The sequence below is a fragment of the Mesorhizobium sp. YC-39 genome, assembly GCF_025753795.1.
In the GTDB taxonomy this organism is placed as follows: Bacteria; Pseudomonadota; Alphaproteobacteria; order Rhizobiales; family Rhizobiaceae; genus Mesorhizobium.
This window is the reverse complement of record NZ_JAOWPS010000002.1, coordinates 627,663-643,606: the sequence shown is the minus strand read 5'-3', so window position 1 is coordinate 643,606 and position 15,944 is coordinate 627,663. Positions and strand designations below refer to the sequence as shown.

Here is a 15,944-nt window from a genome sequence, read left to right as displayed (position 1 = left end):
GATGACAGCAATTGCCAACCCCAGCGTGTCGATCCAGGATCTGTCGCTGAATTTCGGCGCGATCTCGGTGCTGGAGACGCTCAACCTCGATGTCGCCGAGGGCGAGTTCATCGTGCTGCTCGGACCGTCGGGCTGCGGCAAGTCGACCTTGCTCAACTGCATCGCCGGCCTGCTCGATATTTCGGAAGGCCGCATCTTCATCAAGGGCAAGAACGTCACCTGGGAAGAGCCCAAGGACCGCGGCATCGGCATGGTTTTCCAGTCCTACGCGCTCTACCCGCAAATGACGGTGGAGAGGAATCTCTCCTTTGGCCTGCGCGTCGCCGGCCTGGCCAAGGACGAGATCGCCAAACGCATCGCACGCGCCGCAGAAATCCTGCAGATCGAGCCGCTGCTGCAGCGCAAGCCGGCCGCCCTGTCCGGTGGCCAGCGCCAACGCGTGGCGATCGGGCGGGCGCTGGTGCGCGACGTCGATGTCTTCCTGTTCGACGAGCCGCTCTCCAACCTCGACGCCAAATTGCGCTCCGAGCTGCGCGTCGAGATCAAGCTCTTGCACCGCAAGCTTGAGAACACGATGATCTACGTCACCCATGACCAGATCGAGGCGATGACGCTGGCCGATCGCATCGCGGTGATGAAGGGCGGCGTCATCCAGCAACTCGACGCGCCGCAGACCATCTACAATCGCCCCGTCAACCGTTTCGTCGCTGGCTTCCTCGGCTCGCCGGCGATGAATTTTCTTGAGGGGAGGCTGGAGAAGGACAAAGGCGACTGGCAGTTCGCCGTCGAGGATGTGCGCATCCCACTCGCGACCTACACCTTCGAGAAGGAACCGGCGCCGGGGCCGGCTGTGTTCGGCATCCGCCCCGAGCATGTCGCCTTCAACAGCGGCGCGGGCTGGCCGTTCACGGCGACGACAAGCGTCGAGGTCGTCGAACCAATGGGCTCCGACACGCTGGTCTGGCTGAAGCTCGGCGGGCAGAATTTCACTGTGCGGGTGACGTCGGAGCGCACACCAAACAATGAGGACACGGTGGGTATCGGTTTCGACCCGATGCGGGCTTCGCTGTTCGACGCCCAAACCGGCAACCGCCTTTAAACTCCAAGAGATCCATCCCCCAAGAAAAACGGACAGAGACGATGAACTGGTCATTCCAACTTTACAGCGCCCGCAACTTCAAGCCTTGGGAGGGGGTGCTGAAGACGCTCGGCGAGCTAGGCTACCGCCAAGTCGAAGGCTTCGGGGGTGTCTATGACGACCCCAAATCCTTCCGCGCCGAGCTCGACAAGAACGGGCTTGCCATGCCGACCGGGCACTTCTCCATCGATGCGCTGGAGAAGGATTTCGACGGCGTGCGCAAAATCGCCGACGCGCTCGGCGTCACACTGCTGATCTGCCCCTATTTGCTGCCCGAGGCCAGGCCGGCCGACACAGCCGGCTGGCGCGGTTTCGGCGAGCGTCTCGCCAAGGTCGGCGAGGCCGCAAAGAAAGCCGGCTACGGCTTTGCCTGGCACAACCATGATTTCGAATTCAAGAAATTGGCCGACGGCTCGGTGCCGCAAGACCACATACTGTCATCCGCTCCCGACATCGGCTGGGAAATGGACGTCGCCTGGGTGGTGCGCGGTGGCGATGATCCGCTGCCGTGGATCGAGAAGCACGGCAAGCGCATCGTCGCCGTCCATGTCAAGGACATGGCCAAGCCGGGCGAGGGGCTCGAGGAGGACGGCTGGTCGGATGTCGGTCACGGCACGATCGACTGGGCTGGCCTGATCAAGGCATTGCGAACCAAGAGCGTCGCCAAATACTACGTCATGGAGCAGGACAATCCCAATGATGTCGAGCGTTTCGCCCGCCGCTCGATCGCATCCGTCAAGAATTACTAGGAACAACCAACATGGCAAAAAAACTGGGTATCGGCGTCATCGGCTGCGGCAACATCTCGAAGGCGTATTTCTCGCTTGCCCCGCTGTTCCGGGGCATCGAGATGCGTGCTTGCGCCGACATCAACATGGAAGCGGCGAAGGCGCGGGCGAAGGAGTTCAAGCTGCGCGCCGAAACCGTCGAGGCGCTGCTGAGGGCCGAAGACATCGACATCATCGTCAACCTCACCATTCCGGCGGTGCACTACGAGGTGTCGAAGCAGATCCTTGATGCCGGCAAGCACGTTTATTCGGAAAAGCCGTTCGTGCTGTCGGTCAAGGAAGGGCTCGACCTGAAGAAGCGGGCAGAGAAAGGGGGGCTGCGCATCGGCTCGGCGCCGGACACCTTCCTCGGCGGCGCGCATCAGCTTGTCCGCAATCTGATCGACACCGGCACGCTCGGCAAGATCACCAGCGGCACCTGCCATGTGATGAGCCATGGCATGGAGCACTGGCACCCCAATCCGGATTTCTTCTTCCTGCCAGGCGCGGGACCGGTGCTCGATATCGGACCCTATTACATCACCAATCTGATCCAGTTGATCGGGCCAGTGAAGCAGGTCGCAGCCTTCGCCTCGATGCCGGCGAAGGAGCGGACGATTTCATCGAAACCTCGCGCGGGTGAAAAGATCCCGGTCTCGACGCCGACCACCATCCACGGCCTGCTGGAGTTCGAGAACGGCGCCGTGGTCACGCTCAACACCAGTTGGGACGTCTGGAGCCACGGCCACGCGCCGATGGAGCTCTATGGCGAGACGGGCACTGTTTTCGTGCCGGATCCGAATTTCTTCGGCGGCGAGGTGCGCTTCACCGAAGCGACCAAGCCGGTCAAGAAGCTGCCGAAATGGAAGCATCCGTTCGGTGTCGCCAACGAGATGCATTCGCACGGCATGATGGCCAACTACCGGACCGCCGGCCTGGCCGATATGGCATTGGCGATCACCGAAGGGCGGCCGCACCGCTGCTCGATGGAGCTGGCGCTGCATGCCGTCGACGTCATGACCGGCATGCTGCGCTCGGGCGAAAGCGGCAAGTTCGTCGCCATGCAGACAAGCTGCGAACGGCCGGCCGCACTCGGCATCAAGGAAGCGAAGGCGCTGCTGGCGAAGAAGAAATAAGCCGCAGAGATTATCGATAATTTTGACTTTACCCTCTCCCCGTTGCCGTGGGGAGACGGTAAGGGTGGGGCGCAAGGCCTGCTCATCGCGTTCGTGATGACGGTGCCTACCATTTACATTCGAGGATTTCCCCATGCCCTATGTCGCCGCCGAAAATCGCTATGAGAAAATGGTCTACAACCGCTGTGGGCGGTCCGGCCTGAAGCTGCCGGCAATCTCGCTCGGGCTTTGGCACAATTTCGGCAACGACACGCCGCACAAGACCAAGCAGGCCATCGTGCGCAAGGCCTTTGATCTCGGCATCACGCATTTCGACCTTGCCAACAACTACGGCCCGCCGCCCGGCTCGGCCGAGACCGCCTTCGGCGAAATCCTGCGCACCGATTTTGCCGCCTATCGCGACGAGCTGATCATCTCGACCAAGGCCGGCTATGAAATGTGGGCCGGCCCGTACGGCGAATGGGGCGGTCGCAAATATGTGCTGGCCAGCCTCGACCAGAGCCTGAAGCGGATGGGTCTCGACTATGTCGACATCTTCTATTCGCACCGTTTCGATCCGGACACGCCGTTGGAAGAAACGATGGGCGCGCTCGACCATGCTGTGCGCTCGGGCAAGGCGCTTTATGCCGGCATCTCGTCCTACAATTCGCAGCGCACACGTGAGGCCGCCGACATATTGAAGCAGCTCGGCACGCCCTGCGTCATCCACCAGCCGAGCTATTCGATGCTCAACCGCTGGGTCGAGGAGGACGGGCTGCTCGATACGCTGGAAGGGCTCGGCGTCGGTTCGATCGTGTTCTCGCCGCTGGCGCAAGGCATGCTGACCAACAAATATCTCGGCGGCATCCCCGAGGACAGCCGTGCTGCCCAGGGCAAGTCGCTGCGGCCCGCCTTCATCAACGACAAGACCATCACCAACATCAAGGCGCTGAACGCGATCGCCGGCCGCCGTGGCCAGACGCTGGCGCAGATGGCGCTGGCCTGGGTGCTGCGCAAGGGCCGGGTGACCTCGGCGCTGATCGGCGCCAGCCGGCCGGAACAGGTCGAGGATTGCGTCGGCGCGCTGAAGGCGCTCGATTTCAGTGACGCCGAACTCGCCGAGGTCGACAGCTATGCGCGCGAAGCCGACATCAATCTGTGGGCGGCCTCGGCCGAACGCAAAGGCCCCCCGAGGAAGTGACCGGCAATCAATAGCCGGCAAAATATAAGGCGGCGGGCTTGGTCCCGCCGTCTTTCATTCGAACGTGTACCCGCTCAGGTACTTCGAATGCGGCGCCACGCTCGGCCTGCGACGCGCCATTGCGCCACGAAGGGCGGTGGTATTGCCCTTCAGGCGGAAACAGTAGCAAAAACGCCTGTTCGTCGCTATCTGGGTAGGGACGAGGATCCATTGGCATGCAGACGTGGCGTGCGGATGACGCTGACAGGCTGGAAACGGGATCATGGCGGCTAGGGATGTGCTGACGAAGAACCAATTGTGCGTGCTCGAGAAACTCGAGGCCGCCAGCGGGCCGCTCAGCGCCTATACCTTGCTCGACCAGTTGCGCGAGCGCGGTTTCCGCGCCCCGCTGCAGGTCTATCGCGCGCTCGATACTCTGGTTAAGTCCGGTCTCGTGCACAGGCTCGAAAGCCTCAACTCGTTCGTCGCCTGCGCCGAGCCCCACGACCACAGCCATTCGATGACGGCCTTCGCCATCTGCGACACATGCGGGCAAGTGACCGAAATGTCCGACCATGATGTCGGCCACCGGCTGGACGAATGGGTGCGCTCGACCGGTTTTGCCGCCAAGAAGGCGGTGATCGAATTCCGTGGGACGTGCGCCAAATGCCTGGCCGAGGCTGCCTAAGCGGTTGGGGTTAGTCAAAACAACATTGCTAGATTTGCAAATGTGACGGCCGAGGGCGAGGTTCTAACCCTCACAAATACGAATGATTCGCCGGGATCGCTAGAATCTAGGTATGGTGCTAGGGAGGCAGTCACCTCTTTTACAGAGCTGTCGTCATCCATAACGCAATACCATCGGGAGCCGGGCTCAAGGTTTGTAATGAGTTCGCCTTTCTGAGTAGGCGCGCGAAGCGCATCGATTATACGCTTTACTCGATTGTCCAGATCACCACTGCTGATAACTGCTTGCTGCTGCGGCAAGCCAGTCAGAAGTTTAATCTCTAGTTTGACACCTACGCCGACGGCTTCACTGTAAAATGGGACAAATACCTGATCGCCGACTTTCCGTAGAAAATTTGGTGCCTTCGGAGAGAAATTAGAATCCTCCCATTTCTTGAGGATCGCGAAGGGCTCTTTGCCCCATAGTTTCTCCATCTGGCGATGGAAGCTCCGTCGCATACGCCAAATCGCGTCTAAACTACTTGCTTTCGAGGGAATTTGGCCGCGATAGGTGAGATAGATGTCCACCTAGTGCGCCTCGTCCCAGTTGTTGGCTGCGCGGGCATCGACATGCAGCGGCACCGACATTGAAACCGCCGGCATCGGCGCGTGTTCCATCACCTGGCGCACGACAGGGATCGTCGCCTCGACTTCCGCTTCCACCGTTTCGAAGATCAGCTCGTCATGCACCTGCAGCAGCATGCGGGCGGAAAGCTTTGCCTTCTCCAGCGCCTCATCCATATGCACCATGGCGCGGCGGATGATGTCGGCGGCGGTGCCTTGCAGGCGCGCATTGATCGAGGCGCGCTCGTTGAAGGCGCGGATCGAAGGATTTGACGAGCGTATCTCGGGGTAATGGATGCGGCGGCCGAAGATCGTTTCGACAAAGCCATATTCGCGGGCATAGGCCTTGGTCGCTTCGATATAGTCGCGGATACCAGGGAAGCGTTCGAAATATTTCTTGATATAGGCGCTGGCCTCTTCGCGCGGGATCGACAGCTGGTTGGCGAGGCCGAAAGCTGAGATGCCGTAGATGATGCCGAAATTGATCGCCTTGGCGCGGCGGCGCACCTCCGACGGCATGCCCTCGACCGGCACGTTGAACATCTCCGACGCGGTGATGGCGTGGATGTCGGCGCCATCGGCAAAGGCCTGCGTGAGCTGCGGGATTTCGGCGACATGGGCAAGCACGCGCAGCTCGATCTGGCTGTAGTCGGCCGATACCAGTTTGTGACCCTTGTCGGCAATGAAGGCGGTCCTGATCTTGCGACCTTCGGCGGTGCGCACCGGGATGTTCTGTAAATTGGGATCGGAGGACGACAACCGGCCCGTCGTCGTCGCGGCCAGCGCGTATGAGGTGTGCACCCGCCTGGTGTCTGGATGGATGAAACCGGGCAGCGCATCGGTGTAGGTCGATTTCAGCTTGGTGAGCTGACGCCAGTCGACGATCTTGCGCGGCAGTTCGTGACCCTCGGCGGCGAGATCCTCCAGCAGTTGCGCCGAGGTCGACCACTGTCCGGTCTTGGTTTTGGAGCCGCCCGGCAGGCCCATCCGTCCAAACAGGATGTCGCCGAGCTGTTTGGGCGAACCGATGTTGATGCGTTCGCCGACCAATCCGTAGATTTCCTCTTCCAGCCGTGCCGCGCCTTGCGCCAGCTCGCCGGAGAGCCGCGACAGGATCTGTCGGTCAACCGAGATGCCGCGCTGCTCCATCCTTGCCAGTACCGGCACCAATGGTCGCTCCAGACGCTCGTAGACCGAGACAAGGCCCTTTGCGGCAAGTCGTGGCTTCAGTACCCGCCATAGCCTCAGCGTCACATCGGCGTGCTCCGCGGCGTAGCCGGCCGCCCTGTCGATATCGACCTGATCGAAGCCGACCAAGCTCCTTCCGGAACCGGCGAGATCCTTAAGCGGCGTCGGCGCATGGCCAAGCCATTTTTCGGAAAGAGCCGCCAAGGTGTGATGGCCGGTACCAGCATCGAGCACGTAGGAGATCAGCATGGTGTCGTCGAAAGGCGCGACGTCGAGGCCATGGCGGCTCATGACGACGATGTCGTATTTCACGTCCTGCATGATCTTGAGGACGGAGCGGTCCTCGAGCAAAGGTTTTATGAGGGCCAGCGCTTCGCGGACCGGGATCTGGCTCTCGATCTGCCCGCCACCAAGCAGGTCGCCGTTTCCGCTCGTGTGGGCGAGCGGTACATAGGCGGAGCGGCCGGGCGCGACGGCCATGGAGAAACCGATGAGTTCGGCCAGCATCGGGTCGGACGAGGTGGTCTGCGTATCGAAGGCGACGACACCTGTCTCCTTCGCCTCTGCCAGCCAGGCCTTTAGCGTGGCGGCATCGCGGATGGCGACATAGGCTGATGTATCGATCTTGCCGGCGGAAGCTGCCTCCAGGCGGAGCGCCGAGAGCAGGGAAGGGGTATCGCCTTGCGAGGGTGCCTGCGCCTTGGCGGAAGCCACTTCGTTAGCTCCAGCACCAGGCGCGCTTTCGGCGGCCGCCGGCGCTCCGGCCCCGACATCGGGGCCATGCGCGGTGTCGGCGCGCTCGATGGTGACGGCGGCGGCCTGGACATCGCTGATCTCGGTTGCGGTCGCTTCCGCAACGCGGCGGGTCAGCGTGGTGAATTCCATGGTCTTGAGGAAGCCGATCAGCTTCGGTCCGTCGGGCGCGTGAAGGACGAAATCGTCGAGCCCTTCGGCAACCGGCACGTCGTTCTTCAGTGTCACCAGCTCACGCGAAATGCGCGCCTTGTCGGCATTGGCAATGATCGATTCCCGACGCTTGTCCTGCTTGATCTCGCCGGCGCGGGCGAGCAGGCCGTCGAGATCGCCGAACTGCTCGAGCAACTGCGCAGCGGTCTTCGGGCCGATGCCGGGCACGCCCGGCACATTGTCGACCGAGTCGCCGGTCAGCGCCTGCAGGTCGATCATCTTTTCCGGCGGCACGCCCCATTTCTCGACGACTTCGGGAATGCCGATCTGGCGGTCCTTCATCGGGTCGTACATGCCAACGGTGGCGCCGACCAACTGCATCAGGTCCTTGTCGGAGGAGATGATGGTGGTGTCGCCGCCTGCCTCGCAGGCGAGCCGGCAATAGGTGGCGATGAGGTCGTCGGCCTCGAACCCTTCCATCTCGATGCAGGGCAGATTGAAGGCCGTGGTCGCCTGGCGGATCAGGCCGAATTGCGGGATCAGATCCTCGGGCGGAGCCGAGCGATTGGCCTTGTATTCAGGGTAGAGGTCATTGCGGAAGGTCTTCGAGGAATAGTCGAAGATGACGGCGAAATGCGTCGGCACCACGCCGACATCGGTGTTGCGGGCATCCTGCATCAGCTTCCACACCATATTGCAGAAGCCGAGCACGGCATTGGTAGGCAAGCCGTCCGATTTGCGGTTGAGCGGCGGCAGCGCGTGATAGGCGCGAAAGATGTAGCCGGAGCCGTCGACAAGAAAGAGATGATCGCCTTTTTTCATGCCGGCAGGGATAGCGCGGCCCGACGCCGCGGTCCATGCCAAAGGCGGCGCAGATCACTGGTTCCGGCAAGACCCTGACAGAACTGGCCGGTTCCGCTCCAAACTCTGGCCGCTCACGCCCATGTTACAAAAGTGTAATTTTGATGCCCTTGAATCGCCACGTTCAAAGACCCAAATAGACGTCATCGGCAGTTTTCGCCGAAGTCCGGAGCAAGGCCCGTCCCCCGCCTATCCCGGACACTTGCGGCAGCCTATCCCCCCTCTCCGGGCTGCCGCATCGTTTCGAGTAAAGGCCGCCGTGGTTCCCCCTCCACCACGGCGGCATTTTTTTGCCGGGCATTCACGGACCGTGGTCCAATGATCACGGGCTTTTCGTTTTCCAGTCCTCCCTTTACGGTGCCGGTTCTGAATCGAAAGGCCTTGAAAAAATGTCCGCAGTTTCCCCCGTCCTCGACCACCTCGACCAGAACCTCGACCAGAGCCTGGAACGCCTGTTCGGCCTGCTCCGGATCAAGTCGATCTCCACCGATCCGGTCTATGCCGCCGACTGCCGCAAGGCCGCCGAATGGCTGGTGGCCGAATTGAAGCTGATCGGCTTCGACGCCAGCGTGCGCGACACGCCAGGCCATCCGATGGTGGTGGCGCATCATGAGGGGCCGGCGGCCGCGCCGCATGTGCTGTTCTATGGCCATTACGACGTGCAGCCGGTCGATCCGATCGAGCTCTGGGAAAACGACCCGTTCGCCCCCGCCGTGAAGGAGCTCGAACCCGGCCACAAGGTGATCACCGGCCGGGGCTCGGCCGATGACAAGGGGCAGTTGATGACCTTCGTCGAGGCCTGCCGCGCCTGGAAGCAGGTGCATGGCAGCCTGCCGTGCCGCATCACGATCCTGTTCGAGGGCGAGGAGGAGTCCGGCTCGCCGTCGCTTAAGCCATTCCTCGAGGCAAACGCGGCCGAGCTGAAGGCTGATTTCGCTTTGGTCTGCGACACCAGCATGTGGAACCGCCAGACGCCTTCGATCTGCGTTTCGCTGCGCGGCATGGTCGGCGAGGAGGTCACCGTCAAGGCCGCCAACCGCGACCTGCATTCAGGCCTCTACGGCGGTCCGGCCGCCAATCCGATCCGCATTCTGGCCAAGATTCTTGCCGACGTCCATGACAAGGACGGCCGCGTCACCATTCCGAGCTTCTATGATGGCGTCGAGGAAACGCCTTCGCAAGTGCTGAAGTCCTGGGAGGGGCTTGGCGAAACCGCCGAGACCTTCCTTGGACCCGTTGGCCTGTCGATCCCGGCAGGCGAAAAGGGCCGCTCGGTACTCGAACTCACCTGGGCGCGGCCAACCGCCGAGTTCAATGGCATCATTGGCGGTTATACCGGCAAGGGTTTCAAGACGGTGATCGCCGCGGAGGCCTCAGCCAAGATTTCGTTCCGCCTCGTCCACAAGCAGAATCCCCAGAAGATTCGCGCCGCTTTCGAGACATTCGTCAAGGAGCGGATTCCGGCCGATTGTTCTGTCGAATTCCACCCGCATGGCGGTTCGCCGGCGATCCAGCTTTCCTACGACTCGCCATTCCTCGCCAAGGCCAAGGAGGCGCTGTCCGACGAATGGCCGAAGCAGGCGGTCACCACGGGGGGCGGCGGCTCGATCCCGGTGGTCGGCGATTTCCAGACCTATCTCGGCATCGAATCCCTGCTGGTCGGTTTCGGCCTCGACGACGACCGCATCCATTCGCCCAATGAGAAATACGAGATGACTTCCTTCCACAAGGGACAGCGCTCCTGGGCCCGCATTCTCGATGCGCTGACGCACTGAATTGGTGGAAAGACAAGTTTTTGTTGATTTTTCGCCGGATCGCGGCGAGGACGATGCACGCCGCGACCGGAGAAGACGATGAGCGACATCCGCTTCCACAAAAATGACCTGCCCGACCTTTCGCACTACAATGTCGGGGCGGTCGCCATCGACACGGAGACGCTGGGGTTGAATCCGCATCGCGACCGGCTTTGCGTGGTGCAGATCTCGCCGGGTGACGACTCGGCCGACGTCATCCAGATCGCGCCCGGACAGAAGAAGGCGCCGAACCTCGTCAGCCTGTTGAAGAACCGCAATGTGACCAAGCTGTTCCATTACGGCCGCTTCGACCTGGCTGTGCTCTACAACGCCTTCGGCGTCATGCCGGAACCGGTGTTCTGCACCAAGATCGCCTCGCGGCTGACCCGTACCTATACCGACCGTCACGGGCTGAAGGACATCTGCTTCGAGCTTCTCGGCGTCGGCCTGTCGAAGGCGCAGCAATCGTCCGACTGGGCGGCGGAGACGCTGTCGCCCGAACAGCTCGAATACGCCGCCTCCGACGTGCTCTACCTGCACCGGCTACGCGACGTGCTGAGCGCACGGCTGGCGCGCGAGAACCGGAAGAAGGAGGCCGAGGCCTGCTTCCGCTTCCTGCCGACGCGTGCGAAGCTCGACCTGATGGGTTGGGACGAGGAGGATATTTTTGCACATAGTTGATGATGGAACCGGGCGTGCTGCCCGGCGTTCCGTCGGCCCATGGAGGGGATGAGATGGCTGCACGCCAACCAATCGAGACAGCGCCGAAGGACGGTTCCAAGGTCACTGTCTACTGGAAGGACAGCAACGGCGTTATCAACGAATCCATCGCGCAGTACCGCGATACTGGCTGGTGGACCTATATCGACAGCGACACGCAGAAGAGGGTCGAACCTACGAGCTGGCGGCCGGCGTCTGAAGATAGCGACGACGAATGACGCCGCCGCTGGCGGGACCAACAGGTTTGGCATAGCGTGAGGCCGTTGATATCGAGGCTGATTCGGCTTTCCGCTCCAGCCTCTTCTCGCGGAGGAACGCTCTATGGGTATCGAAAGCCTTCTCGTCTTCATCATCATCGGCGCCATCGCCGGTTGGCTCGCCGGCCTCATCGTCTCGGGTTTCGGCTTCGGATTGATCGGCAACATCGTCGTCGGCATCATCGGCGCCTTTATCGCCGGCTGGCTCTTTCCAAGGCTGGGCTTCGCCATTGGCGGCGGCACCATCGCCGCCATCATCAACGCCACGATTGGCGCCGTTATTCTGCTGGTGCTGGTCAAGGTGCTGAAGCGAGCTTGATGCTCGGTATCAAAGAGAGCGCGCCATGAAACAGAATACGCTCTATCTGCTCGTCGGCGCGCTCCTGGTCGTTGTCATCGCGCTCGGCATCTATATCTATCGCGAGCAAACCAAGCCGAAGGGCGTGGAACTCAAGATCGATGACAAGGGCATTTCGATCCAGCAGAACTGACCGCGTCGTATCAGGCGCGGCGAGAGTGCCGATGCAGGCAGTCCGATGCTGCACGTCTACGATGGCGGTACCGGCTGGAGCGGCTGCCGCAGGCCCTCCCGCTCCATCGCCGTCCTTGACGACGAGACTTTCGCGCGAGGCAGGGCCTGCGTCGAGGAAGGGAGGCCAAGGGCCTCGATATTGATCGATCTAACAGCGTTGTGGCGATAACCTGCGAAGAGCAGACACTCGCCTTCTTTCCGCTCGCCTCGATAGCGGGTAGGCCGCTGCCGAAGTTTGCGGCCAACTAAAATAAACCATTGATCTGGTTGACACTATTGCCGACGGAACCTGCTCCATCCTTCGATGCGTCTGGAAAGAGAAGCCAATCCGGACATGGAATCTGAATGACGGATCGGCACTTTCGCGGTATCATCCTGGCAAAGGGCGTTTGGGGCCAACCCACCTACTTCAGGAGGTTGCCATGAGGCACCAAACACTGGACCAACTGCATGCAGTGGCTGAGGTCCGCAAAGATCCAGCACATCCTGGAATGGACCGAACCCAGCGTCTCGTACGCTGGTCGGAACTTCTCGAGCGGGAGCCCAGCCGGCTTCTTACCGCACTCGCTGGCACCGAATTCCGTGCGCCGGCCGAGCGCAATGTCATGCGCGGCGAGGGTTCGCCAATATCGGTGGCCTTGGCGGATCCCATCCTGCGCGATGAGGGTCTGAAAGACGACAGCTATGGCGAAGCCAAGCGCTTCTTCGAACTGACCGACAACCAGCTGCACGAAATCGTCTGCTATTGCCATGTCGGCGAGACGATGCAGTCGTCCAGGGCAGCGCTTTCGGTTCGCGCTGCGATCCGCTAGATCCGCCAGATGAACGACTTGGTGACAGGGTCGTGAGCAGATTGAAATGGAGCGCGGTGGAAGGCGAGGTTAACCGCCGCTTTGTCGATCGCGCTCCAACAAGGCTACATCTTGCAGCTGCCGGGCGAAGTGGCAGCGGTCCTTCGCCAGCCATTTGATTATCAATTGCTTTGAATTTTTCCCGCTTAACGCGCCTTTAAACCGCCGCATCTACTCTTCACCCCGAGCGCCATGGAGCGACGTGCGTCCATTCGGATGCACAAAGTACGCTCTAAGACTTTGAAGCGTCGCATCGGGACAGACAGCACAGCGCATGGCGAACCGCAAAGACAGCCGCATCGAACCCAGCTTCGAGGGAGCGCCGGGGGCGAAATCATCGGCCGGTTTTTCGGTGAGCGAGGAGGACCGCGTCGTGCCGGGCAACCGCAAGAGCGCCGCAAGGGGTAAATCGGCCAAGGCGAAATCGTCGCGTCGCGGGCGCGGCAAAAGCCGGCGCGGCCTGTTCGGCGTGCTTGGCCGCCTGGTCTACTGGTGCTTCGTGCTGGCCATCTGGGGCGGCATCGCCGCTGCCGGCATCGTCGTCTACTACGGCGCGAAAATGCCGGCGGCCACCACCTGGGCCATCCCCGACCGCGCACCCAACATCAAGATCGTTTCGGTCGACGGGCAGCTGCTTGCCAATCGCGGCATGAGCGGCGGCGAAGCCGTCGGCCTGCATGAAATGTCGCCCTATATTCCCGAGGCCGTCATCGCCATCGAGGACCGCCGCTTCTATTCGCATTTCGGCATCGACCCGATCGGTCTTTCCAGAGCCATGGTCACCAATGTTGTCGGCGGGCATTTCTCGCAGGGCGGCTCGACGGTGACCCAGCAATTGGCCAAGAACCTGTTCCTGACGCCCGACCGCACGCTGGAACGCAAGGTGCAGGAAGTGCTTCTGGCGCTATGGCTCGAGCACAAGCACACCAAGGACCAGATCCTCGAAATGTACCTCAACCGGGTCTATTTCGGTTCCGGCGCCTATGGCGTCGAGGCGGCCTCGCGCCGCTATTTCGGTAAGAGCGCTCGCGATGTCACGCTATCGGAGGCCGCACTTCTGGCCGGTCTGCTCAAGGCGCCATCGCGACTGTCACCGGCGCGCGACCCGAAGGCCGCCGAGGAACGCTCGCAGCTCGTGCTCGCCGCCATGCGCGAGGAAGGCAAGATCAGCGCCAAGGAGCTGACCAGCGCGATGAGCGCGCCGGCGACGCGCTCGCCGTCCTACTGGACCGGCTCGGAAAACTATGTCGCCGACACCATCATGGAAGAACTGCCCGACCTGATCGGCGACGTGCGCGGCGACATCGTCGTCGACACCACGGTCGATTTGAATTTGCAGAAGCTCGCCGAACAATCGATCCGCAGGCTGATCGACGAGAGCGGCAAGAAGCTCAATGTCAGCCAGGGAGCGCTGGTGTCGATCGACAATTCCGGCGCCGTACGCGCCATGGTCGGCGGGTATGATTATTCGACCAGCCAGTTTGATCGCGCCTCTGAGGCACGCCGCCAGCCGGGCTCGGCGTTCAAGCCCTTTGTCTACATGGCGGCACTGGAAGCCGGCCGCACGCCGGACAGCGTGCGCAACGATGCGCCGATCAAGATCGGCAAATGGACGCCCGACAATTACGGCGGCAAGTATTTCGGCAAGGTGACGCTGGCCACCGCACTGGCGAAATCGCTGAACTCGGTGGCCGCCCAGCTGACCATGGAAGTTGGACCCGACGCGGTGGTTGAGGCGGCGCATCGCATGGGTATCCAGTCCGACTTGACGGCCAACACGTCGATCGCGCTCGGCACCTCGGAAGTCACGCCGCTGGAACTGACGTCGGCCTATGTCCCCTTCGCCAATGGCGGCTATCGGCCGGATGTGCACTTCATCCGCCGCGTGACGACAACCGACGGCAAGGTGCTCTACGACAACAATGGCGGCAGCGCGCCGCGTGTCGTTAAGCCCGATATCGTCGGCATGATGAACTCGATGATGACAGGCACCGTCGAGGTCGGCACGGCCAGGAAGGCGGCTTTCGCCTGGCCGTCCGCCGGCAAGACCGGCACCAGCCAGAATTCGCGCGATGCCTGGTTCGTCGGTTACACCGCCAACCTTACCACCGGCGTATGGTTCGGCAATGACGATGGCAGCCCGATGAAGAAGGTTACCGGTGGCGCGCTGCCGGCGCAGGCCTGGCACGAGTTCATGGTCGCCGCGCATGAGGGCGTTCCGGTCAGGCCGCTGCCCGGAACATGGAAATCGACGCCGCCGGATACGATCGTGCAGGATGAGATTCCGGCCAATACCGCGCAACCGGCGCCACCCGCTTCGGTTGGCCAGCCAACTCCAGCTGCCCAAGCGCCTGCGCGCACTGCGCGTCCCGCGGAAACGGTCGATGCCGGCGGCTTTGGCATGCCGGGCAATGACGGCACCACGGGATCGATCAAGCACCCGGTGCCGCCCGGCAACGTCGGCGGCCCAGTCAAGAAGCGGCAGACCTCGATCCTCGACATCCTTACCGGGGGGTGAGCGTCAACTCGCCTCTCGCCAGCGCAGCCGCCTTCCGCTACATCTCCCGGCCGGAGATCTATCATGGCCGAGACCGACACCAGAAAGACGATTGTGCTGACCGGCGCTAGCCGCGGCATCGGCCATGCCACGGTCAAGCGCTTTTCGCGCGAGGGCTGGCGTGTCATCACTTGCTCGCGCCAGGCGTTCGCAGAGGACTGCCCATGGCCGGCCGGCCCGGAAGACCACATCAAGGTCGACCTCGCCGACCAGGAGGATGTCGGCATTGCGATCTCGGAAATCCGCCACCGTCTGGAAGCGCATGGCGGGCAGCTGCATGCGTTGGTCAACAATGCCGGCATTTCGCCAAAGCTCGAGGACGGCAACAGCCGCATGAACTCGATCGACACGCCGATGCATGTCTGGCGCGACGTGTTCCAGGTCAATTTCTTCGCGCCGATCATGCTGGCGCGCGGGCTGTTCAAGGAATTGGCGGCGGCGAAAGGCTCGATCGTCAATGTCACCTCGATTGCCGGCACCCGCGTGCATCCCTTTGCCGGCACCGCCTATGCGACATCGAAGGCGGCACTCGGTTCGCTGACGCGCGAGATGGCGCATGATTTCGGTCCGCACGGCATCCGTGTCAACGCGATTGCGCCGGGCGAGATCGACACGGCGATCCTGTCGCCTGGCACGGAAAAAATCGTCGAGACGATCCCGCTGCGAAGGCTTGGCACCACGGCGGAAGTCGCCGACATCATTTTCTTCCTGTGCTCGCAGCAGGCGTCCTATGTGACGGGCTCGGAAATCCACATCAATGGCGGCCAGCACGTGTGAGCCGGTCGACTT

The 15,944-nt window shown here is 62.0% G+C and carries 15 protein-coding genes; 13 read left to right on the top strand and 2 right to left on the bottom strand.

All coding sequences use genetic code 11. The annotated features are described in order from the left end of the window. The first annotated feature begins 1 nt into the window (after position 1). From OHD62_RS12530 to OHD62_RS12510, 5 genes are all read left to right on the top strand, one after another. Positions 2-1,099, top strand: a complete 1,098-nt coding sequence (locus OHD62_RS12530) for an ABC transporter ATP-binding protein (protein WP_263783871.1) — start codon at positions 2-4, stop codon at positions 1,097-1,099. Between the two features lie 41 nt (positions 1,100-1,140). Further along, positions 1,141-1,887, top strand: coding sequence for a sugar phosphate isomerase/epimerase family protein (locus OHD62_RS12525; RefSeq protein WP_263783036.1), 747 nt, complete (start codon positions 1,141-1,143; stop codon positions 1,885-1,887). A gap of 11 nt (positions 1,888-1,898) precedes the next feature. Further along, positions 1,899-3,041, top strand: coding sequence for a Gfo/Idh/MocA family protein (locus tag OHD62_RS12520; protein ID WP_263783034.1), 1,143 nt, complete (start codon positions 1,899-1,901; stop codon positions 3,039-3,041). A gap of 133 nt (positions 3,042-3,174) precedes the next feature. Then, positions 3,175-4,221: an L-glyceraldehyde 3-phosphate reductase gene (gene mgrA / locus OHD62_RS12515; RefSeq protein ID WP_263783033.1), complete on the top strand. Its 1,047-nt coding sequence runs from the start codon at positions 3,175-3,177 to the stop codon at positions 4,219-4,221. Positions 4,222-4,483: 262 nt separating this feature from the next. Next, a complete protein-coding gene (locus OHD62_RS12510) occupies positions 4,484-4,888 on the top strand; it encodes a Fur family transcriptional regulator (protein WP_107651200.1) in 405 nt (134 codons plus the stop codon). Positions 4,889-4,902: 14 nt separating this feature from the next. Here OHD62_RS12510 and OHD62_RS12505 read toward each other — a convergent pair whose 3' ends face one another. Together OHD62_RS12505 and polA are read right to left on the bottom strand one after the other, a co-directional pair. Beyond that, positions 4,903-5,454: a hypothetical protein gene (locus tag OHD62_RS12505; protein WP_263783032.1), complete on the bottom strand. Its 552-nt coding sequence runs from the start codon at positions 5,452-5,454 to the stop codon at positions 4,903-4,905. Next, positions 5,455-8,406 carry a DNA polymerase I gene (gene polA / locus OHD62_RS12500; RefSeq protein ID WP_263783031.1) on the bottom strand — a complete coding sequence of 984 codons (2,952 nt, stop codon included), beginning with the start codon at positions 8,404-8,406 and terminating at the stop codon, positions 5,455-5,457. Positions 8,407-8,834: 428 nt separating this feature from the next. On the opposite strand from polA, the gene OHD62_RS12495 reads away from it, so the two are divergent. The 8 genes from OHD62_RS12495 to OHD62_RS12460 all read left to right on the top strand — a co-directional run bounded on the left by OHD62_RS12495 (position 8,835) and on the right by OHD62_RS12460 (position 15,932). Further along, positions 8,835-10,220 carry a M20/M25/M40 family metallo-hydrolase gene (locus tag OHD62_RS12495; protein WP_263783030.1) on the top strand — a complete coding sequence of 462 codons (1,386 nt, stop codon included), beginning with the start codon at positions 8,835-8,837 and terminating at the stop codon, positions 10,218-10,220. Between the two features lie 78 nt (positions 10,221-10,298). Beyond that, entirely contained in the window at positions 10,299-10,919 is a 621-nt protein-coding gene (locus OHD62_RS12490; RefSeq protein ID WP_263783029.1) for a ribonuclease D, read from the top strand. A 53-nt stretch (positions 10,920-10,972) separates the two neighbouring features. Further along, complete coding sequence (locus OHD62_RS12485; protein ID WP_263783027.1) at positions 10,973-11,176, top strand: hypothetical protein; 204 nt, start codon at positions 10,973-10,975, stop codon at positions 11,174-11,176. Positions 11,177-11,279: 103 nt separating this feature from the next. Continuing rightward, positions 11,280-11,534, top strand: a complete 255-nt coding sequence (locus OHD62_RS12480; RefSeq protein WP_263783026.1) for a GlsB/YeaQ/YmgE family stress response membrane protein — start codon at positions 11,280-11,282, stop codon at positions 11,532-11,534. 25 nt (positions 11,535-11,559) lie between these two features. After that, the gene (locus OHD62_RS12475; protein WP_263783025.1) at positions 11,560-11,706 is read left to right on the top strand and encodes a hypothetical protein; all 147 of its coding nucleotides are present in this window, start codon (positions 11,560-11,562) and stop codon (positions 11,704-11,706) included. Between the two features lie 463 nt (positions 11,707-12,169). Continuing rightward, on the top strand, positions 12,170-12,559 hold the full coding sequence (locus tag OHD62_RS12470) for a hypothetical protein (protein ID WP_263783024.1): 390 nt from the start codon (positions 12,170-12,172) through the stop codon (positions 12,557-12,559). Between the two features lie 313 nt (positions 12,560-12,872). Continuing rightward, the gene (locus OHD62_RS12465; RefSeq protein ID WP_263783023.1) at positions 12,873-15,116 is read left to right on the top strand and encodes a transglycosylase domain-containing protein; all 2,244 of its coding nucleotides are present in this window, start codon (positions 12,873-12,875) and stop codon (positions 15,114-15,116) included. Between the two features lie 63 nt (positions 15,117-15,179). Next, positions 15,180-15,932 (top strand): SDR family NAD(P)-dependent oxidoreductase, encoded by a 753-nt coding sequence (locus tag OHD62_RS12460; protein ID WP_263783021.1) that lies wholly within the window; start codon positions 15,180-15,182, stop codon positions 15,930-15,932. Positions 15,933-15,944: the final 12 nt, after the last annotated feature.

Coding starts and splice junctions, on each gene's coding strand:
- OHD62_RS12460 (WP_263783021.1), top strand. CDS start 15,180: ATGGCCGAGACCGACACCAGAAAGACGATTGTGCTGACCGGCGCTAGC.
- OHD62_RS12495 (WP_263783030.1), top strand. CDS start 8,835: ATGTCCGCAGTTTCCCCCGTCCTCGACCACCTCGACCAGAACCTCGAC.
- OHD62_RS12470 (WP_263783024.1), top strand. CDS start 12,170: ATGAGGCACCAAACACTGGACCAACTGCATGCAGTGGCTGAGGTCCGC.
- OHD62_RS12475 (WP_263783025.1), top strand. CDS start 11,560: ATGAAACAGAATACGCTCTATCTGCTCGTCGGCGCGCTCCTGGTCGTT.
- OHD62_RS12465 (WP_263783023.1), top strand. CDS start 12,873: ATGGCGAACCGCAAAGACAGCCGCATCGAACCCAGCTTCGAGGGAGCG.
- OHD62_RS12485 (WP_263783027.1), top strand. CDS start 10,973: ATGGCTGCACGCCAACCAATCGAGACAGCGCCGAAGGACGGTTCCAAG.
- OHD62_RS12510 (WP_107651200.1), top strand. CDS start 4,484: ATGGCGGCTAGGGATGTGCTGACGAAGAACCAATTGTGCGTGCTCGAG.
- mgrA (WP_263783033.1), top strand. CDS start 3,175: ATGCCCTATGTCGCCGCCGAAAATCGCTATGAGAAAATGGTCTACAAC.
- OHD62_RS12525 (WP_263783036.1), top strand. CDS start 1,141: ATGAACTGGTCATTCCAACTTTACAGCGCCCGCAACTTCAAGCCTTGG.
- OHD62_RS12520 (WP_263783034.1), top strand. CDS start 1,899: ATGGCAAAAAAACTGGGTATCGGCGTCATCGGCTGCGGCAACATCTCG.
- OHD62_RS12490 (WP_263783029.1), top strand. CDS start 10,299: ATGAGCGACATCCGCTTCCACAAAAATGACCTGCCCGACCTTTCGCAC.
- OHD62_RS12530 (WP_263783871.1), top strand. CDS start 2: ATGACAGCAATTGCCAACCCCAGCGTGTCGATCCAGGATCTGTCGCTG.
- polA (WP_263783031.1), bottom strand. CDS start 8,406: ATGAAAAAAGGCGATCATCTCTTTCTTGTCGACGGCTCCGGCTACATC.
- OHD62_RS12480 (WP_263783026.1), top strand. CDS start 11,280: ATGGGTATCGAAAGCCTTCTCGTCTTCATCATCATCGGCGCCATCGCC.